This is a genomic window from Amycolatopsis sp. 2-15 (genome assembly GCF_030285625.1).
In the GTDB taxonomy this organism is placed as follows: domain Bacteria; phylum Actinomycetota; class Actinomycetes; order Mycobacteriales; family Pseudonocardiaceae; genus Amycolatopsis; species Amycolatopsis carbonis.
Genome location: NZ_CP127294.1, coordinates 3,604,877 through 3,631,296 on the forward strand (window position 1 = coordinate 3,604,877; position 26,420 = coordinate 3,631,296).

Below are 26,420 nucleotides of genomic sequence, written 5' to 3' on the forward strand. Positions count from 1 at the left end.
AGGTTCGCCGGATCAAGCTTCGGTAACCGCGAACTCGGCCCGATAACGGGTCTGGGCAAGCCAGGGAGATGTCTGTACTGTTCGTCGCGTCCGAATCGGATTCTGCTTTGCCGGTGTCACTGCAACGAGGCGGTGGGGTGAGCGTGGTCGAGGATCCTGTACTCCTGCGCGCTGAGGGACTCTGTGTCTCCTTCGGCGGGCTCGAGGTACTCAGGCAGGTTTCGCTGGAGGTCCACGCCGGGTGCGTGCTCGGCGTCATCGGCCCGAACGGCGCGGGCAAGACCACGCTGTTCAACACGATCTGTGGGTTCGTGCGGCCCGGCTCCGGCACGATCACCTTCGCCGGCCAGGCCCTCGAGCGGCCCCGGCCCGAGCGGCTCACGCGCCACGGCATCGCCCGCACGTTGCAAGGACTCGGTCTGTTCGCGGGATTGACGGTGCTGGACAACGTGGTCGCGGGCGCCACGCACCGCTCGCGCACGAGCCTCGGCGGCGCGCTGCTCGGGTCACCCTGGGCCGACCACGACGAACGCGCGCTCGCCGCCCGCGCGATGGACGTGCTGCGCGAGCTCGGAATCGACGGTGACGCGAAGCGGATCTGCGCCGGGTTGCCCTACGGCGTGCGCAAACGCGTCGCCCTCGCGCGCGCCCTGGTGAGCCAGCCCCGGTTGCTGCTGCTCGACGAACCGGCGGCCGGCCTGTCGGCGACGGAGGTCGGCGAGCTGGCCGACATCGTCCGCGGCCTGGCGCCGGCGACGACCGTGATGCTGGTCGAGCACCACATGGACTTCGTGATGAACCTGTGCGACCGGCTCGTGGTGCTCGACTTCGGCGAGGTCATCGCCCGCGGCACGCCGGCGCAGGTGCGGGCCGACCCGCAGGTGCAGCGGGCTTATCTCGGCGACCCCGTAGCGGCCGTCGCGGGAGAGGGCGGTGCGCATGCTTGACGTCAGCGGGCTCGTCGTGGACTACGGGCCGGTGCGGGCGCTCGACCACGTGGACCTGGTGGTGGAGCAGGGATCCATTACCGCGGTGCTGGGCTCGAACGGTGCCGGCAAGACGACGCTGCTGCGGGCACTCAGTGGTCTGCACCGCCCGCGTGACGGCGCCGTGCAGCTCGACGGCCACGACATCACGCGCCTGGCCCCGGAGGATCTCGTCCGCCTCGGTGTCGCGCACGTGCCCGAGGGCCGCGGCGTGATCGCCGAGCTGACGGTGGAGGAGAACTTGCGCCTCGGTGGCCTGTGGCGGCGCGACCGGCACTGGCTGCGCTCGGGCACCGGCGAGATGTACGACCTGTTCCCCCCGTTGGCCGACCGCCGGCACCAGCGCGCGGAAGCGCTTTCCGGTGGCGAACGTCAGATGCTCGCCATCGGCCGCGCGCTGATGAGCCGGCCCGAGCTCCTCCTGCTCGACGAACCCTCACTCGGCCTCGCACCACGGGTTTCGGCCCGGATCGTGGCCGTGCTGCGGACGCTGCGCGAGGAGAACGGCCTCACGCTGCTGCTGGTGGAGCAGAACGCGGCGACCGCGCTGTCGGTCGCCGACCGGGCCGTCGTCCTGCACCTCGGCCGCAAGGTCGCCGACGACACCGCCGACACCCTCGCGGCCGACGACCGCGTGCGCCGCGCCTACCTGGAGGTGTGATGGGCCGCTTCCTCGACCTGACCCTCGCCGGGCTCACCAGCGGGGCCGTGTATTCGGCCGTCGCGCTGGCGCTCGTGCTGATCTGGCGCTCCACGCGGATCGTGAACTTCGCGCAGGGCGGCATGCTGATGATCACCACGTTCATCGCCTACACGATCGTCTCCCACGGCGGCTCCTACTGGCTGGCGCTGATCGTGGCCGTCCTCAGTGGACTCGTGCTCGGCGCCGTGGTGGAACGCGTGCTGGTGCGGCCGGTGGAGAAACGATCGCCACTGGACGCGGTGGTGGTGACCTTCGGCCTGCTCGTGCTGCTGCAGGGCGTGGCCGGGATGCTCTTCGGCGGCACCCCGCGCTCGTACCCGCCGGCGTTCGGCATCGCCGGGTTCAAGGTGGGCGACCGGCAGCTGCTGTTCGCGCCCAACGACCTGTGGATCGTGCTCGTGGTGCTCGCCGTGATGGTGGTGCTGGCGCTGGTGTTCCGCAAGACGAATCTCGGCCTGCGCATGCGGGCCTCGGCGTTCGCGCCGGAAGTGGCGCGCCTGCTCGGCGTGCGCGTCGGGCGGATGCTCACGGTCGGCTGGGCCCTGGCGGCGGCGGTCGGCGCGATCGCCGGTGTGCTGGTCGCCCCCAGCACGTTCGTGAGCCCGACGGCGTTCGACGCGGTCCTGGTGTTCGGCTTCACCGCGGCGGTGATCGGCGGCCTCGACAGCCCGCCGGGCGCCGTCGTCGGCGGGCTCGCGCTCGGCATCGTGCTCAGCTACGTGGCCGGCTACCTCGGGTCCGACATCGTCACGCTGGCCTCGCTCGTAGTCCTCATCGGGGTGCTGATGCTGCGTCCGCAAGGGCTGTTCGGTTCGACGAAGGGAAGGCGGGTATGACGGCGCTCGCCGCGGCGGCACCGGTCCGCTTCTGGCAGCGGTCCACGCTGGTCCGCCACCTCACGCTCTCGGTGCTGGGCCTGATCGTGCTGTACTTCGTGACGACCTCGCTCGACTCGTTCGCGAACCTGCAGTTCGCCCAGATCTGTTACACCGCCATCGCGACGGCGGGCCTGACCGTCCTTTCCGGACTGTCCGGCCAGATCTCCCTCGGCCACGGCGCGTTCGTGGCCGTCGGCGCCTACACCACGGCGTTGCTGCTCGAACACCTCGACTGGCCGCTCGTGCTCGTACTGCTCGGTTCGGTGGTCATCGGCGGCGCGCTGGGTTCGCTGGTCGGCGTGGCGGCGGCCCGGCTGCGTGGCCCGTACTTGGCGGGTGCGACCCTCGCGCTCGCCGTCGGGCTGCCGTCGCTGGCCGACTACCACGGCCTGCGCGACCTGCTCGGCGGCGCCAACGGCCTCATCGTCACCTCCGACCCGCCGCCGCTTTCCCTCGGCGAGAGCTTTCCGCTCGAACGCTGGCAGGCGTGGATCTGCGGCCTCTGCCTGGTGGTCACGTTGTTCCTGCTCGCGAACCTCACGCGCAGCCGGATCGGCCGCGACATGCGGCTGGTCCGCGAAGACGAGCAAGCTGCCGCGCTGTCGGGCGTGCACGTGGCCCGCACGCAGATCGTCACGTTCGGCATCAGCGCGGCGTTCGCGGGCCTGGCGGGCGGGCTGTTCGCGATCGTCAACAGCCTGGCCGCGCCCGGCGCGTTCACGCTCTCGCTGTCCTTGTCCCTGCTCACCGCGGCCGTACTCGGCGGGCTTGGCAGTCTCGCCGGCGCGGTGTACGGCGCGGTGATCGTGACCCTGCTGCCCAACTGGACCGCCGACCTCGCGCAACAGGCCGACCTGCCGCGCGCGATCTACGCGAACATCCCGCTCGTGCTCTACGGGCTGGTGCTGATCGTGGTGATCATCGCGTTCCCCGGCGGCATCCAGTCGGGGGTCCGCAAGCTCGGCGCCTTGCTCAAGGCTCGTTTCGTCCGTCCACTCCAGACCCGTCAGGAGACGAGAAGATGACCGTACGCCGACCAGCATCCGTCGCGGTCGCCCTGGCCGCGGTGGTCGCCCTCACCGCCACCGCCTGCGCCTCGGGTGACGACGCCGCGGAGTCCACTCCCGGGATCACCGCCGACAGCGTCACCATCGGGTCCACGATTCCGCTCACGGGCACGGCCGCGCCGGGCTACAGCGAGCAGGGGCCGGCCGCGAAGGCGTTCTTCGACTACGTCAACGCCAACGGCGGCATCAACGGCCGCAAGATCACCCTCAAGTACCTCGACGACGCCTACAACCCGGCCCAGACCGTCACGCTGACCAAGCAGCTCGTGTTGCAGGACAAGGTGTTCGCGATCGTCGGCTCGCTCGGCACGCCGACGCACACGAAGGTCGTGGACTTCCTCAACTCCTCGCGCGTGCCCGACCTGTTCGTCGCGTCCGGCTGCACCTGCTGGGACCAGCCGGAGAAGAACCCCTACACGTTCGGCTGGCAGCCGGACTACACGGTGGAGGGCAAGATCCTCGGCGACTACGTGAAGAAGAACCTGGCCGGCAAGAAGGTCGCTTACTTCTACCAGGACGACGACTTCGGCCGCGACGGCATGAAGGGCCTCGACAAATACATCGACCAGAGCCTCGTCGTCACGCGTCAGCCGTACCAGCCGGGCAACACCGACGTGGCCGCGCAGGTGTCGGCGATCGCGGCGACGAAGGCCGACGTCGTGGTACTCGAGGCGATCCCGGCCTACACCGCGTTGTTCAAGCTGACTTCGCTGAAGCTCGGATACTCGCCGACGCTCGTCGCGTCCAGCGTGGGCGCCGACCCGATCACCGTGTCGGGGCTGCTGGAGAACTTCGCCAAGCAGGCGGGTTCGTCGGTGAAGGGGCAGGACCTCATCGAAGGCCTGGTCACGTCGGCCTACCTGCCGCCGGTCGACGACACGAGCAACTCGTGGACCGCGCTGTTCAAGAAGATCCACGACCAGTACATCCCGAATGTGCCTTTCGACGGCAACGTCTACTACGCCATGGCCTACGCCTACACCTTCACGCAGGCGCTCGCCCGCGCCGGGCAGAACCCGACGCGACAGGGCGTGATCGACGCGCTGAAGAAGGGCGGGCTCGCCGGGCCGGGTCTGGTGCCGTTCCGCTACGGCGCGGATTCGCACGCGGGCTACACCGGCGGGCAGATCGCGACCATCTCCGGCGGCAAGCAGGTGTCGTCCGGAACGCCGCTCACGACCGACGACGGCGACGGTCCCGTGACCCCCTACACACAACCGCAACCACAGGCTCCGGCCAACGGCATCCCCGCGGCGTGAGTCCGTCCGGCACAATCACGCCATGACGGAGGCGACAGGGAGCAAGCGGGCGCAAGCAACCCGCGCGGCGCTGCTCGAGGCGGCCGGTGAGGTCTTCACCGCGTCGGGATACGACCAGGCGAGCATGGCCGCCATCGCCGAACGGGCCGGCGCCAGCATCGGCAGCCTGTACCACCACTTCGTCGCGAAGTCCGATCTCTACATCACGCTCTACAACGAGTACAACCGCCGCCAGCAGCACCGGTCCGCCAAGGCGTTCCGCACGGCGCTGGCGCAGGGCGAGGAGGACGCGCTCCGGCTATACATCTCCGGAGCGCGTGCCTACCTCGACGGGTGCTGGCAGGAGCGCAAGCTCGCCCGGCTGTTCCTGTCCGGGAACGGCCCGGCGGGCTTCGGCCTGCTCACGCGCGAGCGGTTCCGGGAGTGGCTCACGGCCAACGCCACGCTGGTCAACGGCCACACCCGGCCGCTGTCGGACATGCTCGTGCTCTCGCTCACCGCGATGTCGACGGAGGCGGGCCGCGAGGTCGCGGCCGCTCCGTCGAAGGCGAAGGCGGGGCAGATGATCGAGGAGGTCCTCGAACTGATGGGCCGGCTCTACCCCACTTCGTGACACACGCCACCCCTCTCGGTTCGACGGTCACTCCAGCAGCGGAAACCTCGGCGCCCGAGCCGGATCGGCACGCTCGCGTCCGGTTCGTCCGGGTGGCGCTCGCCCGCGTAACCCAGTTTCATTCCCTATGAATGTTTCTCTCTCAAAATGTTCCGGGGGCTGGACATGTGCGGGATCACGGGATGGGTGGACTACGGCCGCGACCTGGCGGCTGAGCGGGAGACGGTGGCGGCCATGACCGCCACCATGGCGTGCCGCGGGCCGGACGCGAGCGGGATGTGGTTCGACCGCCACGCGGCGTTCGGCCACCGGCGCCTGGCCATCATCGACCTCGAGCTGGGCACGCAGCCGATGACGGCCGAGGCCGGCGGCACGGTCGCGCTGACCTACAGCGGTGAGGTCTACAACTTCGCCGAGCTGCGCGCGGAACTGCAGACGCGCGGGCACCGCTTCACCACGAACAGCGACACCGAGGTGGTCCTGCGCGGCTACCTGGAATGGGGTACCGGCCTGGCCGAACGCCTCAACGGCATGTACGCGTTCGCGATCTGGGACCCGCGCGAGGAGCGCCTGGTCCTGATCCGCGACCGGATGGGTATCAAGCCGCTGTACTACTCGCCGCACGGCGACGGGCTGCTGTTCGGTTCCGAGCCCAAGTCGATCCTCGCGCACCCCGAAATCCGGCCCGTCGTGGAAACCGACGGCCTGCGTGAGCTCCTGTCGTTCACCAAGAACCCCGGCCAGGCCGTGTGGGCCGGCATGCGGGAGGTCGAGCCCGGCACCGTCGTGACGCTGGACCGCACCGGCCTGAAGGTGCGCCGCTACTGGCAGCTCCAGCCAGCCGAGCACGCCGACGACATCGGCGTGACCGTGCAGCACGTGCGCGAGCTGCTCGACGACATCGTGCGCCGCCAGCTCGTGGCCGACGTGCCGCGCTGCGTGCTGCTCTCGGGCGGCCTCGACTCCAGTGTCATCACCGCGCTGGCCGCCCGGCAGCTCGCCGACCAGGACGAGCGGGTGCGCAGCTTCGCGGTGGATTTCGTGGGGCAGGAAGACAACTTCGTGCCGGACGCGTTGCGGGCCACGCCGGACGCGCCGTATGTGCGTGACGTCCACCAGCACGTGGGCTCGCTGCACCAGGACATCGTGCTCGACTCGGCGGAGCTCGCCGACCCGGCCGTGCGCCGCACGGTGGTTCGGGCTCGCGACCTGCCGACGGGGCTGGGGGACATGGACGGCTCCCTGTACCTGTTGTTCCGCGCGATCCGCGAGCGCTCCACCGTCGCGTTGTCCGGTGAGTCGGCCGACGAGGTCTTCGGCGGTTACGCGTGGTTCCACGACCCGAAGGTGCAGCAGGCCGACACCTTCCCGTGGCTCGCGCGGCGGCTGCAGTCGGGCGAACGCGGGGTGAGCCAGATCTTCGCCGAGGGTGTGCGGTCCTCTTTGGACCTTGCCACGCACCTGCGGGACTCGTACTCGGCGGCGGTCGCGGAGGCCGGCACGCGGGCCGGCGAGACCGAGCACGAGCGTCGCATGCGCGTGATCGGCTACCTGCACCTCACGCGGTTCGTGCGCATCCTGCTCGACCGCAAGGACCGCCTGAGCATGGCCACCGGCCTCGAAGTGCGCGTGCCGTTCTGCGACCACCGGCTCGTGGAGTACGTGTACAACACGCCGTGGACGACGAAGACGTTCGACGGCCGCGAGAAGAGCCTGCTGCGCGCGGCGGCCCGCGACGTGCTGCCGGTGTCGGTGGCCGAACGGGTGAAAAGCCCCTACCCGTCGACGCAGGACCCGAAGTACCTCGAAGCCCTGCGCGACCAGGTCGGCGACCTGCTGGCCGCGCCGGCGCACCCCGTGTTCGACCTGTTCGACCGCGGCCTGCTGACGGGCCTGCTTGCCCGGGAGGACACCGTGCCCTTCCTCCGGCCACTCGTGGAGCGTGTGCTGAACTTCGCGACCTGGTTCGATCTGTACTCACCGGAGCTGCGCGTCCGGTGAGGTGATCACGAGGGTGAGGAGCGGGCCATGGTGGGCGAGTCGCCGGACGTCGACGCCGACGAGGCGTTCCAGTTCGTGCTGTCGCTGTACCGGCTGCTGCGCGAGCTGCACCGGGCCGCGCCGCCCGACAACCTGCCGCGAACGCAGCTGCTGGTGCTCGCCAAGCTGGCCCGCTCCGGACCCCTGCGCATCGGGACGCTCGCCGAGGAGGTCGGCTGCTCCCAGCCCACGGCCACCAAGGTCGTGCACGCCATGGAGGAGGCGGGCTTCGTCGCGCGCGCGGCCGACGCGGGCGACAAGCGCGTGAGCTACGTGCACCTCACCCAGCAGGGCCGGCGCCGGCTCGGCGCGGTGGTGCGTGACGAGTCACGGGTGCTCGTGGAGCGGTTCGGCGACCTCGAACAGGACGAGGTCGAGCTGCTGCTCAAGGCGGGGGCGGTGCTGCGCCGGATGACCGACGGCGCCGAAACTGATATTCGACAAATTCCTCACGACCCGCAATAGTTGTGTGAGACCGCGGTATTCGTGTGAGACACAGCGGGTCTCGAGGAGGAAACGGTCGAATGTTCGCTGAACCCGACGTCGAACGCGAGGACCGGCCGGACGGGAGTGTCGTTTTCCGCTCTCGTGACCCGCTCGGCGCCTACCCGCGCAGTGGCCGCGATGCTGCGCGACTGGGCCGGCATCGACCCCGACCATCCGCTGGTGGCCGAACGCGACGACGACGGCTGGGCGACGCTGACGTACGGCGAGGTCCGCCGCCGCGCCGACGCACTCGGGCAGGCGCTGCTCGACCGCGGCCTCGGTCCGGACCGGCCGGTGATGATCCTCTCGGGCAACTCCGTCGCCCACCTCGTGCTCACGCTCGGCGCGCTGACCGCGGGTGTCCCCGTGGCGCCGATCAGCGTCGCGTACTCCCTGCTCAGCGGCGACCACGCGCGAATTCGCGAGATCGCGAAGGTGCTGAAGCCCGGTCTGGTGTTCGCCGAGGCCGGTGGTCCGTTCGCGAAGGCGCTCGCCGCCGTCGAAGGGCCCGCCGTAGTCCTGACGAGCGAGGTCGACGCTGTGCCGGGCGCGGAATCCCTCGACGATCTGCTGGCCACTTCGCCGGGTCCGGAGCTCGAAGCCGCGTACGCCGCGACGGGGCCGGACACGCTCGCGAAGGTGCTCTTCACGTCCGGCTCGACCGGTTCGCCGAAGGGCGTGCTGAACACGCACCGGATGCTGTGCGCCAACCAGCAGTCGATCCGGCAGGCCTGGCCGTTCCTGGGTGAGGAGCGGCCCGTACTCGTCGACTGGCTGCCGTGGAGCCACACCTTCGGTGGCAACCACAACGTGGATCTGGTGCTGCACAACGGCGGCACGCTCCACGTAGACGACGGCAAACCGGCGCCGCGGCTGTTCGGCCGCAGCCTGGAGAACCTGCGCTCGGCGCGGCCCACGCTGTACTTCAACGTGCCCGCGGGTTACGCGCAGCTCGTGCCCGTGCTGGAGCAGGATCCCGACTTCGCGCGCGCGTTCTTCTCGCGCCTGCGGTTGCTGTTCAACGCGGCGGCCGCGTTGCCGGCGGCGTTGCGCACGCGGCTGGCGGACGCGGCCCGGGCGGCCGGCGTCGACGTGCCGCTGACGAGCTCGTGGGGCGCGACCGAGACCGCGCCCGCCGTGACGAGCGCGCACTTCCCGTTCGAGGACGCGCGGTGCATCGGTGTGCCGTTGCCGGGGCTCGAGGTCAAGCTCTCGCCCGTGGGCGAGGCACGGGAGATCCGGGTGCGCGGCGCCTCCGTGACGCCCGGCTACCTGCACCGGCCCGACCTCACGGCCGCGGCGTTCGACGAGGAAGGCTTCTACCGCACGGGCGACGCCGCCGTGCCGGCCTCGGACGACCCGAACGCTGGGCTGCTGTTCGGCGGCCGCATCGCGGAGGACTTCAAGCTCGACACGGGCACGTTCGTCCGCGTCGGTGCCCTGCGCACGGCGCTGCTCTCGGCCGTGCCCCTGCTGTCCGACGCGGTGATCGCGGGGGAGAACCGCTCGTACGTCAGCGCGCTGGCCTGGCTCAACCAGGCCGAAGCGCGGGCGTTGTTCGCGGGTTCGCTCGACGCCTCGGACGGCTGCGTGGTCCACGCTGAGCTGCGCGCGCACGTCGGGAAGCTGCTGGCCGCGATGAACTCCGCGGCCGGCTCGGCGGGCCGCGTCGAGCGGATCGTGGTGCTCGCCGACCCGCCGGATCTCGACGCGGGCGAGATCACCGACAAGGGCTACCTCAACCAGCGCCGCGTACTGGCCCGGCGGGTGGCGTTCGTCGAGCGTCTTTACGCTGGTGAACCGGACGCCGCGGTGATCGTCGCGCGATGACCGCCCCTCACCGCTTGAGGCAACCCGCGAGATCGCTCCGAGGCGATCTCGCACGCCCCGCCGGAGGCGCGGCAGACAATATGGTGATGCGTCAACAAATTGGGTAGACTCACTTCATGACGGACGCACGCTGGCTCGATGAGCGCGAGTTGCACGTCTGGAAGCTGTTCCACCTGCTCCAGCGGTCGCTGAACGGCGCCATCGACCGGCAGCTCGTGCGCGACGCGGGGCTCTCGGGCCCGGACTACACGCTGATGGTGCCGCTTTCCGAGGCCCCCGGCGACGTGCTGCGCATGCGCGACCTCGGGATGCAGATCCGGTGGGATCGCAGCCGGCTGTCGCACCACGTGAGCCGGATGGAGAAACGCGGCCTCGTCACGCGCGAGGACTGCTCGGACGACGCGCGCGGTGCGATGGTGCGCCTCACCCCGGCCGGGCGCGAAGCCATCGAGGCGGCGGCGCCCGAGCACGTGGAGACCGTGCGGCGATACTTCTTCGAGCAGGTCAAACCCGACGAGCTCGAGGTGCTGGAACGCGTCTTCGCCCGCATGGCCTCGCGCCTTAACGCGGACGACGAAGACGGCCCCTGTACGAGGTAAAGTCGGCTTCGTGGCCAAAACGCGCGAGAAGCTCAGCCGCGACACGATCGTCGACGGCGCGCTCGCCCTGGCCGATCGCGAGGGCCTCGACGCGCTGACGATCCGCCGCCTCGCGCAGGACCACGGCGTCACGCCCATGGCGCTGTACTGGCACTTCAAGGACAAGCACGAGCTTGTGGCTGGCCTGGCCGAACGCCTGCTGGCGGACGTGTCGCTGCCGGATTCCGAGGGCACCTGGGACGCGCGGTTGCGGGCCGCGCTCGTGGCGGTGCTCGCCGCGGTGCGCCCCCACCCCGCGGTCGCCGGCCTTGTCCCGCCCCGAATCCTCGAGTCCGACGCCGGCCTCACCGTGGCCGACCACGTGCTCGGCCTGCTGCGCGAAGCCGGTTTCACGGCCGAAGAAGCCGCGGAGCTCGGCGGTTACCTGCTGTGGGCCGGCGTGACCCTCGTGACGGCCGAGCCTGGCGCCACCGACGTGCATCCCGCGGCCACACGCGACGAGGCCGTGGAGCGCAAGCGGGTCGCGCTGGCGGCGTTGTCGCCCGAGCGCTTCCCGAACGTCTCGGCTGCCGCCGACGCGCTCGCCGCGTGTGGCGACGAGGATTCGTACTTCGCGCGCGGCGTCGACCTGCTGGTTGCGGGCGTTCGCGGCCTGCGCTGACGGTCGCGTCGATCCGGCTGACCACCGCGCACGAACACCGTCAGCGCACCGTGCGGGCGTGGTCAGCGCCGGGCCGCAGTCTTGCGTCATCGAAAGCCGAACCCCGAGAAGGGACTCCAGCGATGACCAAGACCGTGCTCGTTTCCGGTGCCAGCGTGGCAGGGCCGTCGGCCGCTTTCTGGCTGCACCACCACGGCTACTCCGTGACCGTCGTCGAGGCGGCGCCGGCGTTGCGGCCCGGCGGCCAGGCTGTGGACTTCCGCGGCGAGCAGATGAAGCTGATCGACGCGATGGGGCTCACCGAGGAGCTGCGCAAGTACGAGACCGCGATGGGCGACCAGCTGCTGCTGAACGCCGCGGGCAAGCCGATCGTGACCGTACCCAGCTCGTTCGCCAGCGGCGAGCTCGAGATCCTGCGCGGCGACCTCGCCCGCATCCTCTACGAGCGCACCCGGGACTACACCGAGTACGTGTTCGGCGACCGCGTCACTTCGCTGACCGAGACGGCCGAAGGTGTCGAGGTGACCTTCCGCCACGGCGCGCCCCGCCGGTTCGACCTGGTGGTCGGCGCGGACGGGATGCACTCGGGGGTGCGTACGGCCGCGTTCGGCGCGGAGGCGCGCTTCCGCAAGGACCTCGGTTACCACGTCGCCGCGTTCACCGCGCCCAACCACCTCGGGCTCGACCACAGCGGCCTGATCTTCAACGAGCCTGGCCGCGGCGCGATGGTCTACAGCGGCCGCGACGGCGACACCGTCACCGTCATCCTGTATTTCCGCGGCGACCCGCGCGGTTACGGCCGGCCGGACCCCGAGCGGCAGAAGGAGATCGTGGCCGACGTTTTCGCCGGCGCGGGCTGGGAGATGCAGCGCCTGCTGAGCGCGATCGACGACGCGCCGGACCTGTACTTCGACACCATCGGCCAGATCAGCGTCGACAAGTGGTCGAAGGGCCGCGTGGTGCTGCTCGGCGACGCCGCGTGGTGCGCCGGCCCCGGCGGCTCCGGCACGGGTCTGGCCATGATGGGCGCGCAGATCCTCGCCGGTGAGCTGGCGGCCGCGAACGGCGACCACGTGGCGGCGTTCGAGAATTACGAGCAGCGCCTGCGCAAGCCGGCGCACATCGGCCACAAGAACGGTGCCGGCTCGGGCGGGTTCCTCGTACCGGAGAACGAGAAGAAGCTGCGCAGCCGCAACCGGATGTACCGCATGCTGACCGGCCCCGTGTTCGGGAAGGTGTTCGAATACATGAGCACCCGGGCGGCGAACGCGATGCAGTACCAGGAGTACACCGGCAAGGTCGCGGGCTGAGAGGTTGCCTTGACGCGCACGTCAAGGTCTACCGTCGAACGCATGCGGATCGGCGAGCTCGCCCGGCGGGCGGGGACGACACCACGGGCGCTGCGCTTCTACGAGGCGCAGGGGCTGCTGCCGGCGGGGCGGGCGGCGAACGGGTACCGGGACTACGACGAGGGCGACCTGCGGCTGGTCAGCGAGATCCAGACGCTGCGCACGGTCGGATTCACCCTCGAAGACACCCGCCCGTTCGTCGACTGCCTGCGCACCGGTCACGAGTCCGGCGACGCCTGCCCGGCTTCGGTCGAGGTGTACCGGCGCAAGCTCGAGGAAGTCGAGAAGTGCCTGGCCGACCTCGGCGCCGTGCGGACCGCGTTGATGGACAAGCTCGCCGGGGCTTCGGCCCGGCACGACCCCTGCCGGCTCGAAACGTCCGCCGAGGAGATCCGATGACCACCGATGCGACCTTCGCCGCCGACGTCCTCGACCACGACAAGCCGGTGCTCGTGGACTTCTGGGCCGAGTGGTGCCCACCGTGCCGGATGATCGCGCCGGTGCTGGCCGAGATCGCGGCCGAGCGGGCGGATTCCCTGACGGTGCGCCAGATCGACACCGACCTGAACCCCGAGACGGCGCGGAAGTACCAGGTCATGTCGCTGCCCACGCTCATCCTGTTCCGCGGTGGCGAACCGGTGCACACCATCGTCGGCGCCCGCTCGAAGGCCCGGCTGCTCGCCGAGCTCGACAACGTTTTGGGAACCACCCCCGCCATCCGGTGAAAACCCGGCCGACCCGGTAGAAAATGGTTATGGACCACACCGGGGAGGCAACCGTGAACACCCTCGTGCGCTCGTTCCTCTTCCTCCGCCGCGCGATCGGCGTGCTCGGCCTCGCGCTGCCGTTCGTCGTGATCCTCGGCAAGGAACTGCTGCAAGGCGGCGGCCTGCAGGGCTCGCTGAGCGGCTACTACTACAGCGATATGCGCAACGTCTTCGTCGGCACGATGTGCGCCATCGGCGTTTTCCTCGTCTCCTACCGGGGTTACGGCCGGATCGACGACATCGCCGGCAACATCGCGGCGGTCGCGGCCATCGGAGTCGCGCTCTTCCCGACCAGCCCGGCGTCGCCGACGGGGACCGAGCGCGCGATCGGCGTGGCCCATCTGGTGTTCGCCGGCATCTTCTTCCTGACGCTGGCCTTCTTCTGCTTCTTCCTGTTCACCAAGTCCGACGATCCGTCGCCGACCTCACGCAAAGGCGCGCGCAACGTCGTCTACCGCGTGTGCGGCGGCGTAATGCTGGCGGCGCTCGCGCTGATCGTGATCGACGGGCTCTTCTTCGACGCGGCCACGGCTTCGCTGCACCCGACGGTGTGGCTGGAATCCCTCGCGGTGATCGCGTTCGGCGTCTCGTGGCTGGTGAAGGGCGAGGCACTGCTGGCCGACCTGCCGCACGACCGCACGGAAATGGTCGAGGCCTGAGTCCACATCAGACGGACGACGTCAGCTCAATCGGCCATACGCGGCCGAAACCTGCGTGAGCCAATCGACTTCCGCGGCGAAGGTCTTGGCGTCGTGGTCGTCGAAGCTGCCGTTGTCCTGACTGCGTGCCGGGGTGACACCGGAGTTCTTGGCCCGCAGCGCGTGCTTGATCTTCGTGGCCTCGACCAGCGCCTGGTCCGCCGGTTCGGCCGGGGAGGACTCGGCGCGGTCCATGTACGGGCGCAGCGCCCGCCAGCCGTCGCGGATCTCGATCACGCGGCGGTGCAGGCGGTAGTGCAGGTCGGACCACTGGCGGTCGGCGCTGGACGGCGGCTCCAGCGCGATGCCCGGCGACGACTCGTAGAGCGAGTGCCACAGCGGGTAGAGCGCGCGGTAAGAACTGTAGTTCCGGCCCCACGCAAGGAGGTTCGACACGTGCCCGCCCCACGACGGCATGGTCAGCCCCAGCGACACGATCACGATGCCGAGCGCGCTGAACAGCGACGCCGCGATCGCCCACTGCCCGACCGACAGACCGAACATGGGGCTCACGATGTTCACCGTGCGCGCGGCGCAGTAGAGGAACAGCACCACCGCGCCGGCCGCGAGCATCCGCAAAGCACGGCGCAGCCACGGTTTCGTGGTGCTTCGTGCGTACGGGATGCACTGGTGGTAGATCGTCACGCACGGCACGGCCTGCGAAACGATGAACAGCAGCAGGTAGACGAGGATGACGGGGTCGCTGCTGCCGGTGCCGAACGCCGACGCCGGTGTGCCGGGGCGGTTGCCGATGAAGAACAACGCCGTGAGGACCACGCACAGCACGACGCCGGCGATGATCCACGCCCGGATCGCGCGCCGCACCTCCGAGAGCGGGTTCGCCCACTGCATCAGCAGGACCTGCGCGCTGATGCAGTAGGCGACCGCCGAGAGGTGCAGCACGAGGATGGCCAGGTTCTGCACGCCGAAGAACGTGACGACGCTGAGCGACACCGCCCCCATCGTGAACGTGAGGCACTGCAGTACCAGCGTCACCATCATCGTGACGTACCCGATGTCACCCCAGCCGCGCCGGATCGACGCCAGCTTGTAGAGGAACGCGGCGTACGACGACACCGCGGACGACGCGAAGAGCACGATCTTCAGCGCGTTCACACCAGACCACCCCAGTTGCGGAACTCGAGATTCAGGCGTTCACTGCCTCGCGCCGGCTGTCTTCGAGCGGCACGGCCAGGCCGACGGCTTCCGCCGCCACGGCCACCGCGTAGTCGAAGAAGGCCGACTGGTCGGCAACGCTGTCGTGCGTACGGCTGAAAACCTGGAACACCAGCAGGCCGATCAGGTTGCTCCACAGCACGATCCCGCGTTCGAGCAGATCGCCGTAGGGAGCCTCGGGCTGTCCGCCGAAGAGCGCGACGGCCTCGGCGGTCACGAGCGTCGGACCGGGCAGCGGCCGGCTCGGCGGCGTGAGGGATCCGGTCGCCAGCGCGGAACGCAGTACCGCGGCGAGCGCGGCGGGCGTGCGCGAAGCCGGGCCCACCGTGGTCTCCGGTGCCGCGTAGCCGGGCACGGGCGAGCCGTAGAGCAAGGCGAACTCGGCCGGGTTGGCGAGCGACCATTCGCGCAATGCGCGAGTGACGGCCAGCAGGCGCGCGCCCGGGTCCGTTTCCCGCTCGCCGGGATCGGCCTGTTCCATGGCCTCGCCGGAGGCGTTGTAGGCGTCGATGATCAATGCGGTCAGGAGATCGTCACGATCACCGAAAAACGGTTGCACCTCGGCCACGGTCACGCCACTTCCGACGGCCACCGTCTGCAGCGTCAGACCGGTCGCACCGGCCTCGGCGAGCTGACGGCGAGCCGTGTCCTTGACGAGCCGGGGGAGATCTTCAGAAGACATAGGCATCCTTGTCGGAACTGTCCATGATCGGCGACCCTACACCAACGCTCGTCGGCCGCCTAGAGTCCGAAAAGCGGCTCCGGCCACCGGGAACACGGCGCTGAAGAGGAGTGAGAATTCTCTGTGAATCGGATTAATCGCGAGCCTTTTCACGATGGGGTCTTGAGGCGTCCGAGGGGTTACGGACAACTGTCCGAAGAAGTTCGCCGTGAACCCGAAGTTACGGATACCTGAAATGCCAATCCCGCTCACCGGGCTGACTATGGTGTGGCGCATGAGTCTTCACGTGGTGATCGGGTTCGGCCCGGCGGGAGCGGCGACGGCGAGGCTGCTCGCCGAACGGGGCGAGCGGGTGAAGGTGATCGGCAGGTCGCCGCGGCCCGAGGAGCCGGGGCTTGAGCACGTGGTGCTCGACGCGACCGACAGCGCCGCGCTGACCGATGCGGCCGAGGGTGCTGACGCGATTTACCAGTGCGCGAGCCCGCCGTATCACCGGTGGACACGCGACTGGCCGCCGCTGGCCGACGCCACCGCCGCGGCGGCCGAGGCGACCGGCGCCGTGCTCGTGGCGCTGGGGAACCTGTACGGCTACGGGCCCGTCGAAGGGCCGATCACCGAAGACCTGCCGCTCGAGGCGACGGGACCCAAGGGCCGCGTGCGCGTGCAGCTGTGGAAGCAGCTGCACGATCTGCACGAGCAGGGCCGGATTCGCGCCGCCGAGGTGCGGGCTTCGGACTTCTTCGGCCCGGGCGTGACCGACGGCGGGCACCTGGGCGCGCGCGTGGTGCCGGCGGTGCTCAAGGGGCGCAAGGTTCAGGTGATGGGCGACCCGGACGCGCCGCACAGCTGGACCTACCTCCCGGACGTCGCGCGCACGCTGGTGCGCGTTGCCGCGGAGGAGAAGGCGTGGGGCCGCGCGTGGCACGTGCCGACGCTGCCGGCGCGTTCGTCGCGCGTGATGGTCGGCGTGCTGTGCGAAGCGGCGCGCGTGCCACCGGTCGGTGTACAACGGCTTCCGGCGCCGTTGCTGCGGATGGCCGCCCTGGTTTCGCCCTTGCTGCGGGAACTGCAGGAGGTGAGCTACCAGTTCGACCGCCCGTTCGTGGTGGATTCCCGTGCCTTCACGGAATTCTCGGGCGAGGAAGCCACCCCGCTCGGCGAGCAGGCGGCGGCGACGGTGAGCTGGTGGCGTGATCGGTTGGCTACCGAGGGTTGACCTGCGGTCGGGGATTTTCGCACGAATTCCGGGACGCCCTTGAAAATCCGATCGACACGGGGCAATCTCTCACCTACTGGGTGGGCGATCGGCGCGAGGAAGTTCTGTGATGGCGTCTTGGGGATCTGCTGCGCAAAAAATCGGAAATCGACCGGACATCGCTATTGTCGGCATCGGGTGCCGTTTTCCCGGCGCGCGGAACGTGAACGAGTACTGGGATCTGCTCAGCGAGCCGAAACCTCAGTTCAGGACCGTCCCGGATTCGAGGTGGCGCCGGGGCTCGTTCTACAACGACGATTTCCGGGACATCTCGGCCGCGTACTCCGACAAGATGGCGCTGCTCGACGACGTCGGTCACTTCGACGCCGGGAACTACGGCATCCCGCCGCGCCGCGCGAAATCACTCGACCCTCAGCACCGCCTGCTGGTCGACCTCACGCGCGAAGCGCTGCAGGACGCCGGCTGGGAGGCCGGCGGGTTCGAGCGCGAAGACACGTCGGTGATCATGTCGCTGTCCGAGAGCGGCTACCGCGAGATGAGCACGCTTCACATTCGCTTGCGTCAGCTCGCGGGCGGCGAGTTCGGCCGGTCGGCGGGCGCCGAGCTGGCCGAGGCGGGCTCGGCCGTCGGCGGCCTGCACGCCACGGCCATGGCCGGGCTGCTGCTCAACATGGGCCCGAGCTCGATCAGCTCGGTGTTCGACCTGCACGGCGAGAGCTACGCGCTCGACGCTGCCTGCTCCGGCGGCCTCACGGCGGTGGCCAACGCGGTGTTCGCGCTGCGGGCGGGCCGCTGCCGCATCGCCGTGGCCGGTGGCGCGCAGCTGGTGCTCACGCCCGACCTGCTGGTGGGTTTGTGCCGCATCGGCGCGGTTTCCCGCACCGGCGAGTGCCGGCCGTTCGACAGCCGGGCCGACGGGTTCGTGCTGGGTGAAGGTGCCGGCGTGCTCGTGCTGCGCCCGCTGGCCGACGCGCAGGCGGCCGGCGACCGCGTCTACGCGGTGATCCGCGGCGTCGGGTTGTCCAACGACGGCACGGTCAAGGGCGGCATGATGCCGCAGGAGTCGGGTCAGCTGCTGGCGCTGCGCCGCGCGTACCGCGACGCCGAGGTGGAGCCCGGCTCGGTCGGGTACCTGGAAGCACACGGCACGGCGACGTCGGTGGGCGACGACGTGGAGATCAACGCGCTGGGCGAGCTGCGCCGCGACGCGACCACGCCCGCGTACCTCGGTGCGGCGAAGTCCGTGGTGGGGCATTCACTCGGGACTGCGGGGATCGCCGGGCTGATCAAGTCGGTGCTGTCGGTCCACAAGGGACAGATCCTGCCGCAGCCGGACTTCGAGCCGGCCGGGCACCTGGCGCTCGACGAGGCCGGGCTGCGGGTGGCCGGCGAGGTGACGCCGTGGACCGCCGATGGTCCGCGCCGCGCCGGGGTGAGCGCGTTCGGCTTCGGTGGGACGAACGTGCACGTGGTGCTCGAGGAATCCCCTTCGGCATCAACGGTTTCTGCTGGTGGTTCACAGTTGCTGCTGCTGACCGCGCGCGACCGGTCCGGGCTGGCGCGGCACGCACGTGAGGTCGCGGAGGTGCTTTCGCGCGAGCCGTTGCCCCTGGCCGCGGTGGCGTCCACTTTGGCGCGTCGCACGTTGTTCGCCGAACGGCTCGCCGTGGTGGTGGACGACGTGGACGGCACTGCCGACGCGGCGTCGAAGCTGGTGGCGGCTTCCGTCGCGCTGGAGTCGGGGGCGACGGGGGAGCTGGCGCCGGCGACGTACGCCGGAGTCGTGGCGCCGGGTGCCGAGACGCCCGCGCCGGACCTGCCGCTGCTGGAGCTGGCCGCGCTGGCCGTGACCGGCGCCGGGCTGCGGCCGGTGATCGGCCGGACGCCGCCGTGCACGCTGCCGCCGAGCCCGCTCAGCCCGCGTAACCACTGGGTCGTCGACGAGGCGAAGCGGGTCGAGGCGCAGTCGCTGCCGCCGCTGAGTGCTGCACCGGAGGCGAAACCCGTTGCGCCGCCGGTGGTTCCGTCGTCGCGGGACGTGCTGGCCGTGGTGCTGGCGGAGGTCGCGCGCACGAGTGCGTTCCCGGTCGATGACCTGTGCGCCGGGCAGGCGCTGATCGACGATCTCGGGTTCGACTCCCTCATGCTGACGGAGCTGGAGGCCAAGCTTCGTAAGCGCTTCCCCGGGCAGCGCTTCGAGATCGAGCAGGAGCGCGGTGTCACCGTCGGTGCGGTGGCGGGCCTCATCACGCTCGCCCGGGCGGAGGCCGTCGTGTTCGATCCGGCGACCGCGTCGATCGAGGACCTCCCGGAAGCGACGGCGATCGATGCGCTCGCGGGCGTCGTCGCGTTCGACCCGGCCACCGCGTCGATCGACGACTTCCCCGAGGCCGCGGCGATCGACGCGCGGCTGCGGGAGTTCTCGGACCTCGGGGTGCCGAACCCGTACTTCCGCAAGCACCAGGGCCTGCTGACCAGCACGACAACCGTCGGCGGCCGGCAGTACCTGTCGTTCTCCAGCTACAACTACCTGGGTCTCTCCGGTCACCCCGCGGTGACGGCCGCGGTGCACGACGCCGTGGAACGTTATGGCACCTCGGTGTCCGGCAGCCGCCTCCTCGCGGGCGACCGCGACCTCACGCGTCAGCTGGAGACGGAGCTGGCGACCTTCCTCGGCACGGACGACTGCCTCGCGCTGGTGAGCGGCCACGCCACCAACGTGAGCGCCATCGGCCACCTCGTCGGCCCCGGCGACCTCATCGTCCACGACTCGCTCGCGCACGACAGCATCCTGCAGGGCTGCACCCTCTCCGGTGCGACGCGCCGCCCGTTCCCGCACAACGACGTCGCGCAGCTCGAAGACATCCTGCGCCGCACGCGCGCTCGGTTCCGCCGCGTGCTGATCGTGGTCGAGGGCGCCTACAGCATGGACGGCGACCTCGCCGACCTGCCGGGCCTGATCGACGTCAAGAAGCGCTACGGCGCCCTGCTGATGGTCGACGAGGCCCACAGCATCGGCACGGTCGGCGCGGGCGGCGCCGGCGTCGGCGAACACTTCGCTGTCGAGCGGTCCGACGTCGACCTGTGGATGGGCACGCTCTCCAAGTCCCTCGCCGGCTGCGGCGGTTACCTGGCCGGCTCGTCGCGCACGGTCCAGTGGCTGCGCTACTCGCTGCCGGGCTTCGTCTACAGCGTCGGCCTCACGCCCGCCAGCGCCGCCGCTTCCCTGGCCGCCCTGCGCGTCCTGCGCACGGAGCCCTCGCGGCTGGCTCGCCTCCGCGAGAACGCTGTGTCCTTTCTGCAGCTGGCCCAGGCAGCGGGCCTGCCCACCGGCTCGGCCTCCGCGACCCCCATCGTCCCCTGCGTCATCGGCGACTCCACCACGACGCTCCGCCTGGCCGGCACCCTCTACGACCGCGGCATCATCGTCGACCCGATCCTCCACCCGGCCGTCGACGAATCCCAGACTCGCCTGCGCTTCTTCCTCACCAGCGACCACGAACCCGCACAACTGGAGTACACAACGACGACGGTGGCCGCGGAACTCGCTCGCCTGCGGGCTTAGAGCACGTCTGACAAAGCCTTGGTCCAGGTGATCACGGCGTGGAGGAGTACGGCGGAGCGGTAGACGATGGCCAGCTTGTCGAAGCGGGTGGCCAAGCCACGCCATTGTTTGAGCAGGTTGAAGCCGCGCTCGACGACGTTGCGGCCGCGGTAGTCGAGGACATCGAACGCTGGTGGGCGGCCGCCGCGTGAACCCCGGCGTGTGCGGTGCCCGACCTGATCGGCAGGTTCGGGGATGACGGCGGTGATGCCGCGGGTGCGCAAGTGCCCGCGGATCGCTCGCGAGGAGTAGGCCTTGTCGCCCCGGACCCGGTCGGGACGAGTACGTGCCCGACCACGCCCAGCCCGACGGATCCGCAGGTGCCGCATCAGGTGCGGAAACATCGGTGCGTCGCCGGCCTGACCGGGACCGACCAACGTCACCAGTGGTCGGCCGTTCCCGTCGACGAGGTGGTGGACCTTCGTGCTCCAGCCGCCGCGCGAGCGGCCGATCGCATGATCAGGCGGCTCGGCGAGCAGATCCGTGTAGTTCGACCCAGCCCCCTGTGACACGCCTGATGTTGGTGGCGTGCTGATGCGCCCGCGCGATCGTGGAATCCACCGACACCGCCCAATCCACCATCCCGGCCGCATCCGCAGCGGTCAGCAGCCGCTGCAACACGGTGTCCCACGTGCCGTCACCGGCCATGCGACGGTGCCAGGTCCAGATCGTCTGCCACGGACCGAACACCGCCGGCACATCCCGCCACGCGATCCCGCACCGATACCGGTAGATGATCCCTTCCACCATCGCCCGCGCGTCCGAAAACGGACGACCCCGCTTACCGGTACGCACCGGCAACAGATCCTCGATCAACACCCACTGCTCATCCGACAGCAACTCAAACCGCGACACGACCGACAGCATCCCAGCCGCCACACACGACGTTTGTCAGACACGCCCTAGCGGCGGGCGCCCAATCGCGAGCCTGGGGTGCTTTTGCCTGCTGAATTCGAGTCTGCTGCCGGCCACTGATCTCGATGCGCGGTGCACCCAGGTTCGCGTCTGCGGCCTGCGCTGCTGGGGTCGTGCCAACCTGAACTCGGCTGCGGAACGACACGGTGCTCCCGTACGAACGCTTGCAACCGCCGCCCTCGTCGAGATCATCACCCGGGAGCCGGGAGCCGGGAGCCGGGAGCCGGGAGCCGGGAGCAGCCAAGCTACTCAAACCGACCAACGAGCCAAGAGCTCGCGAGCTCCTAGAGCAGCATCCGCTCGATCCGGTCGATCGGCTTCTCCTGCTCCGCCGGGACCTTCGCGGCCGGGGCAGGGGCCGGCACCACGCCCATCCGCTCCGACAGCAGGTAGGCGATGATCTCCGCCTCCTGCTCCTGGGCGTCGTCGTAGGTGGCGCGCATCAGCATGTCGCGGACGATGTCGGGGTCGAGGTTGGGGAAGAGCGATCGGGCGCTCTCGTCGTCGAGCAGGCCCGAGCCGCGGTGGCAGCAGATGATGTGACCGAGCTCGTGCAAGATGATGTGCTCCTGGTGTGCGCCCGTGGTGTTGGCGTCGAAGAAGATCAGGTCTTCTTGTTGCGCCGCGACCCACATGCCGCACGGGTGGGAGGCCGGCATGGGCATCGGCACGAGGGTGATCGGCCGTTCGCGGATGGTGCCCAGCCGTTCGCACAGGGTCGGGAGGTCGCAGCCCTCCGGCAGGTCCAGCTCGGCGATGCGCCGGGCGCCCTCTTCGCGCATCCGCCTGAGCTGGTCGCGACGCTCCTCCGCCATGCTCAGCCCGCCGCTTCGTCGCTGACCGGTGGCAGGCCCTGCATCTGGCGGTACTGGTCCATGATGGTGGTGATCGCCTGCAGGTTCTCCTCACGCATGCCCGCCGCGCGCATCGCGACCGCGCGCACGCCGGCCTGCCGCATCGCCTCGATGGCGGCCAGCTCGCTCAGCACGTCGCCCGCCACCTTCTCGTCGAAGAAGTACGCGACGGACACCCCGAAGAACTTCGCCAGAGCCGCCAGCAGCTCCTGCGACGGGTTGGTGCGCTTGCCCGACCGCAGCTGTGACAGATACACCGAGCCGACCTTCAGCTCCGGCGACTCGCGCTTCAGCTCGGCGGCCACCTCGGCGTTCGTCCAGTGCTTGCCCCGCGGACGCACCGTGCGGAACAGATCGTCGAGCCTGGAGGCCAACGTCGGCCGAGTGTCATCACCCGAGTCATTGGACATGTCCGCCCCCCTTCGGCCAGCGCCTGATTGCTCTCAGCTAGGTCGACTATCTCAGATTAGCTGACAGTTGACAATCGGGGCTCCCTACACAAGACTGCGCGCAGGGCGAATTAGCTGATAGTTAACTCGCCAACACAGGCTTAGCGGTAGGCGTTGTACTGCCGCGGGGCGACGCTGGGGGTGTCGCTCCGCCGGTCCGCCGGCCGGGCCCGGAGGCAGCCGGCGTCAGCGAACTGCCTCCGGGCCGGCGAGCTGCGCCCATTCGTCGGCCCAGCGCACCGCGCGCCGGTGGTCGAGCACGCGCCGGGCGATCCAGAACGCGCCGGCGAGCAGGCCGATCGCGCAGAGCCACGTGAAGGTGCCCACGAGCACGCCGTTGGTCACCGCGTCGGCGTGGGTGAGTGGGGCGGTGGTCTGCTTGCCGTTGTCGTCCAGCCAGATCGGCGCCTGCGAACCGGGGTTGCCGGCGCCTGCGGGCACCGTCACGACGCCGGTCTGCGGTGAGCCGTTCGGCAGGCGCCAGCTGGCGGTCACGCGAGAGCTGTGGGCGATCGGGGCGCTGTCGCCCATCGACGCCGGCTTCGGCGCGGGCGCGAGCACGGTCGCGGTCACTTGGTGGCGCGCGCGCAGCTGCGCGTCCGACGCCGCGGTCTCGTGGGAAACGTCGGCCTTGCCGAGTATCACCACGAGCGGGAGCGCCAAGACCGCGATCAGTACGGCCAGGCCGGCGAGGAGACCCTCGATCCGGTCGGAGCGCCGCACGAGCGGATTGCGCGCGAACCCCAGTCGTCGCAGGAAACGGGTGAAAAGAAGAGGTGGTCTGCCAGCCCGGGCCTTGTTCCGCATGAGATCCATGGTCCTCTTGCGCGCCCGCGCGCGCTGTGTCCAGCACAACGTTTTCTTTGGTTTTCCTGGGAAAACGGTGTGTTCCTCAGCACGCTCAAGGTGTTCACCCCACTTGTGGGTGAACGCCGTCACTTCGCGTCGTGGCCGACTCGCCCGATGCTCGCCGTGCGTTGAATGCGAAGCCCGGAAACCGGTGTCAGTCCACGAGCCGGACGGTCGCCGTGGTGCTGTACGACTTGCGCCGCGTGATGCCTTGCTCCGCCACGATGCTCAGCTGGATCGACCGATCGGATGGGGCCCAGTAACCGGTGCGCACGAAGTAACCGTCCATCGTGCAGAGGCGGTTGGCGGTCTTGCGTGAGCTGATCGCCTCCCAGCCCCAGTGCCGGCCGCTCGCTTCCACACCGTTGCGCCGGACGTAGAGGCGCGGGTTGCCGACCTGGCGGCAGTACTCGGCGCCTTCGGCGATGTAGAGCACGCCGTCGACTTTGTAGAAGCGATTGCCGTCGAGCAGGCTCACCTGACCCGACAGCGTGACGTTCACGCGGCCGCCGTCGGTTCCCTCCATCTCCCAGTCGACGCAGAATTCCTTCGCCGGAGCTTCGATCGACTGGGTCATGACCGCGTCCCCTTCGTGCACTGTTTCGAGAAGATTCGATTAGAAGATAGGGAAGAACCACGAGGCCGGAAGGTTTTGGGAACGGTTTTCACCCGATAAGGCTCACGGCCCGACAGATTGTGTTCCACGCATGAATTGCCGGTATTTTCAGCGCACCGGGTGATGGCGGACACGGGAAGTGAAATCGCATTACCCGGAACCGGTCACGTCCCACCGTTCGGCTGGGCGGTGTGGGTCTCGGTCGGGGCCTGCCGTGTCGGAAGCGTGAGCACTCACTATGACGGCCGTCATAGTGAGTCGATCAGGGAAACCGTGCTAACCATGGGCCATGACAGCTGTCATAATGACCGTGGAGCCGGCGACCCCCGGCGCCGTCGAAAGCCTCGTGCGAGCGTGCTCGCCGGAGAGCCTCGCGTGGCGTTTCACGCTGCCCGGGCGCCCGGCGCCGGCCTGGATTCTGGTGCGTTACCGCTCGTTCCTGCTCGCCGGCACGGCCCTCGTCGCGAAGCTCGGCGACGCCGCGGTCGGCTTGGTCAACCTCGTGCCGGAGGGTGAGGGCCGGGCCGAGCTCGGGGTGCTCGTGGCCGACGCCTGGCACCGCCGCGGCATCGCGAGCGCGCTCGTGCGCGGCCTGACCGAGGACCCGCGCTGGGCCGGCTGGACGCTGCACGCCACCGTCCAGGTCGGCAACGCGCCGGCCGAGGCCCTGCTGCGTGCCCACGGCTTCCACCCGGTCCCGACGTTCGAGCGGGGCGAGAAGGAGTTCGAACGGGTCGTGCCGACTAGCATGACCAGCGTCATGAAGGAGGTCGTCGATGGCGGAGTCGGAGAGGCCGGCGCGGGACCGGATGGTGTTCAGCGCCGCGCAGCTGCTGCGGACGCAGGGCGTCGGCGGCACGGGCCTGCGGGACGTGGTGGCCCACGCGAACGCGCCACGGGGATCGCTGCAGCACTACTTCCCCGGGGGTAAGGAGCAGCTCGTCGCGGAAGCGGTCGCCTGGGCCGGCCGGTACGCCGCGCGCCGCGTACGCCGCAACGCCGAATCGCTGGAAGACGCGACGCCGGGCAACCTCTTCGCCGCGATGGTCGAGCCGTGGCGCGCCGAATTCGCCGACCGGGGATTCGGGAATGGCTGTCCGATCGTCGCCACGGTCGCCGATTCCGCCGCGATGAGCGAAAAGCTGCGGGAGAGCGCGGCCGGCGCATTCGCCGAATGGCGTAAACCGCTCGTCGAAGCACTGGAGCAGATGGGCGTATCACCCTCGCGCGCGGCAACCCTTGCCGTGCTGATGATCAGCTCGCTCGAAGGCGCGATCGTGCTCGCGCGCGCCGAGCAGGACGTTGCCGCGCTCGACGCGATCGTCGAGGAGCTGCGGCCCCTGCTCGACGGCGCCGTGGACAAGCGTCGCCGCAAGCTCGCCTAGCGGCGGCCGAGCTTCGCGCGCAGGTTCGCGACGGTCGCCGGATCGTGCAGCAGCTTCGCGAAGTGCTGCGACTCCACGTCCATCCGCCCGCGCACGCTGGTGTTCTCGGTATCGCGCAGCAACTCGCGCGTCAGGACGAGTGAAGAAGCCGGCTGCGCGGCCAAGGCGGCCGTCCGGTCGGCGACGCGGGCCTCCAGCGCCGCCGCGTCGGCCAGCACCTCGTTGACCAGCCCGAGGCGGTGCGCCTCGGCGGCCGGCACGCGGTCGCCGAAGAGCAGCAGCTCGGCGGCGCGCTGCGGGCCGAGCAGGCGCGGCAGCACGAAGCTGCTGCCGTACTCCGGCACGAGCCCCAGCGACGTGAACGGGAACTGCAGGTAGCTGCGCTCGGTCGCGTACACGAGGTCGCAGTGCAACAGCAGCGTCGCGCCGATGCCGACGGCCGGGCCGTCGACCGCGGCGACCACCACCGCGCGCGTGGCGAGCAGCGCCTCCTGGAACCGCCGCACTGGCGTGGCGTCTCCGCCGCCCTCGTCGTGCGCGAGGAAGTCGCCCAGGTCGTTGCCCGCGGTGAACGTGCCGCCGGCGCCGGTGAGGACGATGATCGGCGTCGCCGCGGTCTCCAGCGCTTCGGCCAGGGCCGAGTACAGGGCCGTGGTCAGCGCGTTGCGCTTGTCCGGACGGTTGATCGTCACGGTGGTGACGGCTTCGCCGGCCACGACGTCGATGCTCATGCCCCCG

Annotated in this window: 28 protein-coding genes; 19 read left to right on the forward strand and 9 right to left on the reverse strand. The window is 70.0% G+C overall.

Going from position 1 to position 26,420, the window contains the following annotated elements:
- Positions 1-137 precede the first annotated feature (137 nt).
- The 15 genes from QRX50_RS17750 to QRX50_RS17820 all read left to right on the forward strand — a co-directional run bounded on the left by QRX50_RS17750 (position 138) and on the right by QRX50_RS17820 (position 13,897).
- Positions 138-947, forward strand: a complete 810-nt coding sequence (locus QRX50_RS17750; RefSeq protein ID WP_285973043.1) for an ABC transporter ATP-binding protein — start codon at positions 138-140, stop codon at positions 945-947.
- Positions 940-1,647 (forward strand): ABC transporter ATP-binding protein, encoded by a 708-nt coding sequence (locus QRX50_RS17755; protein ID WP_285974492.1) that lies wholly within the window; start codon positions 940-942, stop codon positions 1,645-1,647. Before QRX50_RS17750 ends, QRX50_RS17755 begins: the two co-directional genes overlap by 8 nt.
- A complete protein-coding gene (locus tag QRX50_RS17760) occupies positions 1,647-2,525 on the forward strand; it encodes a branched-chain amino acid ABC transporter permease (protein WP_285973044.1) in 879 nt (292 codons plus the stop codon). The genes QRX50_RS17755 and QRX50_RS17760 overlap by 1 nt, the downstream gene beginning before the upstream one ends.
- Entirely contained in the window at positions 2,522-3,592 is a 1,071-nt protein-coding gene (locus QRX50_RS17765) for a branched-chain amino acid ABC transporter permease (protein ID WP_285973045.1), read from the forward strand. The genes QRX50_RS17760 and QRX50_RS17765 overlap by 4 nt, the downstream gene beginning before the upstream one ends.
- Complete coding sequence (locus tag QRX50_RS17770; protein WP_285973046.1) at positions 3,589-4,893, forward strand: ABC transporter substrate-binding protein; 1,305 nt, start codon at positions 3,589-3,591, stop codon at positions 4,891-4,893. Before QRX50_RS17765 ends, QRX50_RS17770 begins: the two co-directional genes overlap by 4 nt.
- A gap of 22 nt (positions 4,894-4,915) precedes the next feature.
- Positions 4,916-5,506: a TetR/AcrR family transcriptional regulator gene (locus QRX50_RS17775; protein WP_285973047.1), complete on the forward strand. Its 591-nt coding sequence runs from the start codon at positions 4,916-4,918 to the stop codon at positions 5,504-5,506.
- Between the two features lie 165 nt (positions 5,507-5,671).
- Positions 5,672-7,507: an asparagine synthase (glutamine-hydrolyzing) gene (gene asnB, locus QRX50_RS17780; protein ID WP_285974493.1), complete on the forward strand. Its 1,836-nt coding sequence runs from the start codon at positions 5,672-5,674 to the stop codon at positions 7,505-7,507.
- Positions 7,508-7,534: 27 nt separating this feature from the next.
- The gene (locus tag QRX50_RS17785; RefSeq protein WP_285973048.1) at positions 7,535-8,011 is read left to right on the forward strand and encodes a MarR family winged helix-turn-helix transcriptional regulator; all 477 of its coding nucleotides are present in this window, start codon (positions 7,535-7,537) and stop codon (positions 8,009-8,011) included.
- Between the two features lie 159 nt (positions 8,012-8,170).
- Complete coding sequence (locus tag QRX50_RS17790; RefSeq protein WP_285973049.1) at positions 8,171-9,862, forward strand: feruloyl-CoA synthase; 1,692 nt, start codon at positions 8,171-8,173, stop codon at positions 9,860-9,862.
- A 116-nt stretch (positions 9,863-9,978) separates the two neighbouring features.
- On the forward strand, positions 9,979-10,461 hold the full coding sequence (locus QRX50_RS17795) for a MarR family winged helix-turn-helix transcriptional regulator (protein WP_285973050.1): 483 nt from the start codon (positions 9,979-9,981) through the stop codon (positions 10,459-10,461).
- 10 nt (positions 10,462-10,471) lie between these two features.
- On the forward strand, positions 10,472-11,122 hold the full coding sequence (locus QRX50_RS17800) for a TetR/AcrR family transcriptional regulator C-terminal domain-containing protein (protein WP_285973051.1): 651 nt from the start codon (positions 10,472-10,474) through the stop codon (positions 11,120-11,122).
- Positions 11,123-11,244: 122 nt separating this feature from the next.
- Complete coding sequence (locus QRX50_RS17805) at positions 11,245-12,432, forward strand: FAD-dependent monooxygenase (protein WP_285973052.1); 1,188 nt, start codon at positions 11,245-11,247, stop codon at positions 12,430-12,432.
- Between the two features lie 42 nt (positions 12,433-12,474).
- Complete coding sequence (locus QRX50_RS17810) at positions 12,475-12,870, forward strand: MerR family transcriptional regulator (protein ID WP_285973053.1); 396 nt, start codon at positions 12,475-12,477, stop codon at positions 12,868-12,870.
- Positions 12,867-13,196, forward strand: coding sequence for a thioredoxin (gene trxA, locus QRX50_RS17815; RefSeq protein WP_285973054.1), 330 nt, complete (start codon positions 12,867-12,869; stop codon positions 13,194-13,196). The genes QRX50_RS17810 and trxA overlap by 4 nt, the downstream gene beginning before the upstream one ends.
- 53 nt (positions 13,197-13,249) lie before the next feature.
- A complete protein-coding gene (locus QRX50_RS17820; protein WP_285973055.1) occupies positions 13,250-13,897 on the forward strand; it encodes a DUF998 domain-containing protein in 648 nt (215 codons plus the stop codon).
- A 21-nt stretch (positions 13,898-13,918) separates the two neighbouring features.
- On the opposite strand, the gene QRX50_RS17825 is transcribed toward QRX50_RS17820, so the two are convergent.
- Positions 13,919-15,052 carry an MAB_1171c family putative transporter gene (locus tag QRX50_RS17825; RefSeq protein ID WP_285973056.1) on the reverse strand — a complete coding sequence of 378 codons (1,134 nt, stop codon included), beginning with the start codon at positions 15,050-15,052 and terminating at the stop codon, positions 13,919-13,921.
- A 31-nt stretch (positions 15,053-15,083) separates the two neighbouring features.
- Positions 15,084-15,794 (reverse strand): TetR/AcrR family transcriptional regulator, encoded by a 711-nt coding sequence (locus tag QRX50_RS17830; RefSeq protein ID WP_285973057.1) that lies wholly within the window; start codon positions 15,792-15,794, stop codon positions 15,084-15,086.
- Positions 15,795-16,068: 274 nt separating this feature from the next.
- On the opposite strand from QRX50_RS17830, the gene QRX50_RS17835 reads away from it, so the two are divergent.
- A complete protein-coding gene (locus QRX50_RS17835; protein ID WP_285973058.1) occupies positions 16,069-17,010 on the forward strand; it encodes an NAD-dependent epimerase/dehydratase family protein in 942 nt (313 codons plus the stop codon).
- Positions 17,011-17,212: 202 nt separating this feature from the next.
- On the forward strand, positions 17,213-20,575 hold the full coding sequence (locus QRX50_RS17840; protein WP_285973059.1) for an aminotransferase class I/II-fold pyridoxal phosphate-dependent enzyme: 3,363 nt from the start codon (positions 17,213-17,215) through the stop codon (positions 20,573-20,575).
- Here QRX50_RS17840 and QRX50_RS50310 read toward each other — a convergent pair.
- The 6 genes from QRX50_RS50310 to QRX50_RS17865 form a co-directional block, all read right to left on the reverse strand.
- Positions 20,572-21,126, reverse strand: a complete 555-nt coding sequence (locus tag QRX50_RS50310) for an IS5 family transposase (protein ID WP_285973609.1) — start codon at positions 21,124-21,126, stop codon at positions 20,572-20,574. The genes QRX50_RS17840 and QRX50_RS50310 overlap by 4 nt on opposite strands.
- Positions 21,074-21,481, reverse strand: a complete 408-nt coding sequence (locus tag QRX50_RS50315) for a transposase (RefSeq protein WP_434533174.1) — start codon at positions 21,479-21,481, stop codon at positions 21,074-21,076. The genes QRX50_RS50310 and QRX50_RS50315 overlap by 53 nt, the downstream gene beginning before the upstream one ends.
- Positions 21,482-21,813: 332 nt before the next feature.
- The gene (locus QRX50_RS17850; protein WP_285973060.1) at positions 21,814-22,344 is read right to left on the reverse strand and encodes a toxin; all 531 of its coding nucleotides are present in this window, start codon (positions 22,342-22,344) and stop codon (positions 21,814-21,816) included.
- A 2-nt stretch (positions 22,345-22,346) separates the two neighbouring features.
- On the reverse strand, positions 22,347-22,793 hold the full coding sequence (locus QRX50_RS17855; protein WP_285973061.1) for a helix-turn-helix domain-containing protein: 447 nt from the start codon (positions 22,791-22,793) through the stop codon (positions 22,347-22,349).
- Between the two features lie 225 nt (positions 22,794-23,018).
- A complete protein-coding gene (locus QRX50_RS17860) occupies positions 23,019-23,648 on the reverse strand; it encodes an Rv1733c family protein (protein ID WP_434533282.1) in 630 nt (209 codons plus the stop codon).
- Between the two features lie 187 nt (positions 23,649-23,835).
- Positions 23,836-24,258, reverse strand: coding sequence for a hypothetical protein (locus QRX50_RS17865; protein WP_285973063.1), 423 nt, complete (start codon positions 24,256-24,258; stop codon positions 23,836-23,838).
- Between the two features lie 328 nt (positions 24,259-24,586).
- Between QRX50_RS17865 and QRX50_RS17870 the strand changes: the two genes are divergently transcribed.
- Both QRX50_RS17870 and QRX50_RS17875 read left to right on the forward strand, forming a co-directional pair.
- Positions 24,587-25,228, forward strand: coding sequence for a GNAT family N-acetyltransferase (locus QRX50_RS17870; protein ID WP_285973064.1), 642 nt, complete (start codon positions 24,587-24,589; stop codon positions 25,226-25,228).
- Positions 25,170-25,682 (forward strand): LmrA/YxaF family transcription factor, encoded by a 513-nt coding sequence (locus QRX50_RS17875; protein ID WP_285973065.1) that lies wholly within the window; start codon positions 25,170-25,172, stop codon positions 25,680-25,682. Before QRX50_RS17870 ends, QRX50_RS17875 begins: the two co-directional genes overlap by 59 nt.
- Here the strand turns inward: QRX50_RS17875 and QRX50_RS17880 are convergent.
- Positions 25,679-26,413 carry an enoyl-CoA hydratase-related protein gene (locus QRX50_RS17880; RefSeq protein WP_285973066.1) on the reverse strand — a complete coding sequence of 245 codons (735 nt, stop codon included), beginning with the start codon at positions 26,411-26,413 and terminating at the stop codon, positions 25,679-25,681. The genes QRX50_RS17875 and QRX50_RS17880 overlap by 4 nt on opposite strands.
- Positions 26,414-26,420: the final 7 nt, after the last annotated feature.

Coding starts and splice junctions, on each gene's coding strand:
- QRX50_RS17775 (WP_285973047.1), top strand. CDS start 4,916: ATGACGGAGGCGACAGGGAGCAAGCGGGCGCAAGCAACCCGCGCGGCG.
- QRX50_RS17880 (WP_285973066.1), bottom strand. CDS start 26,413: ATGAGCATCGACGTCGTGGCCGGCGAAGCCGTCACCACCGTGACGATC.
- QRX50_RS17760 (WP_285973044.1), top strand. CDS start 1,647: ATGGGCCGCTTCCTCGACCTGACCCTCGCCGGGCTCACCAGCGGGGCC.
- QRX50_RS17765 (WP_285973045.1), top strand. CDS start 2,522: ATGACGGCGCTCGCCGCGGCGGCACCGGTCCGCTTCTGGCAGCGGTCC.
- trxA (WP_285973054.1), top strand. CDS start 12,867: ATGACCACCGATGCGACCTTCGCCGCCGACGTCCTCGACCACGACAAG.
- QRX50_RS17850 (WP_285973060.1), bottom strand. CDS start 22,344: ATGGCGGAGGAGCGTCGCGACCAGCTCAGGCGGATGCGCGAAGAGGGC.
- asnB (WP_285974493.1), top strand. CDS start 5,672: ATGTGCGGGATCACGGGATGGGTGGACTACGGCCGCGACCTGGCGGCT.
- QRX50_RS17755 (WP_285974492.1), top strand. CDS start 940: ATGCTTGACGTCAGCGGGCTCGTCGTGGACTACGGGCCGGTGCGGGCG.
- QRX50_RS17795 (WP_285973050.1), top strand. CDS start 9,979: ATGACGGACGCACGCTGGCTCGATGAGCGCGAGTTGCACGTCTGGAAG.
- QRX50_RS17785 (WP_285973048.1), top strand. CDS start 7,535: ATGGTGGGCGAGTCGCCGGACGTCGACGCCGACGAGGCGTTCCAGTTC.
- QRX50_RS17830 (WP_285973057.1), bottom strand. CDS start 15,794: ATGTCTTCTGAAGATCTCCCCCGGCTCGTCAAGGACACGGCTCGCCGT.
- QRX50_RS17870 (WP_285973064.1), top strand. CDS start 24,587: ATGACAGCTGTCATAATGACCGTGGAGCCGGCGACCCCCGGCGCCGTC.
- QRX50_RS17855 (WP_285973061.1), bottom strand. CDS start 22,793: ATGTCCAATGACTCGGGTGATGACACTCGGCCGACGTTGGCCTCCAGG.
- QRX50_RS17805 (WP_285973052.1), top strand. CDS start 11,245: ATGACCAAGACCGTGCTCGTTTCCGGTGCCAGCGTGGCAGGGCCGTCG.
- QRX50_RS50315 (WP_434533174.1), bottom strand. CDS start 21,481: ATGCTGTCGGTCGTGTCGCGGTTTGAGTTGCTGTCGGATGAGCAGTGG.
- QRX50_RS17790 (WP_285973049.1), top strand. CDS start 8,171: ATGCTGCGCGACTGGGCCGGCATCGACCCCGACCATCCGCTGGTGGCC.
- QRX50_RS17835 (WP_285973058.1), top strand. CDS start 16,069: ATGAGTCTTCACGTGGTGATCGGGTTCGGCCCGGCGGGAGCGGCGACG.
- QRX50_RS17770 (WP_285973046.1), top strand. CDS start 3,589: ATGACCGTACGCCGACCAGCATCCGTCGCGGTCGCCCTGGCCGCGGTG.
- QRX50_RS17865 (WP_285973063.1), bottom strand. CDS start 24,258: ATGACCCAGTCGATCGAAGCTCCGGCGAAGGAATTCTGCGTCGACTGG.
- QRX50_RS17860 (WP_434533282.1), bottom strand. CDS start 23,648: ATGGATCTCATGCGGAACAAGGCCCGGGCTGGCAGACCACCTCTTCTT.
- QRX50_RS17810 (WP_285973053.1), top strand. CDS start 12,475: ATGCGGATCGGCGAGCTCGCCCGGCGGGCGGGGACGACACCACGGGCG.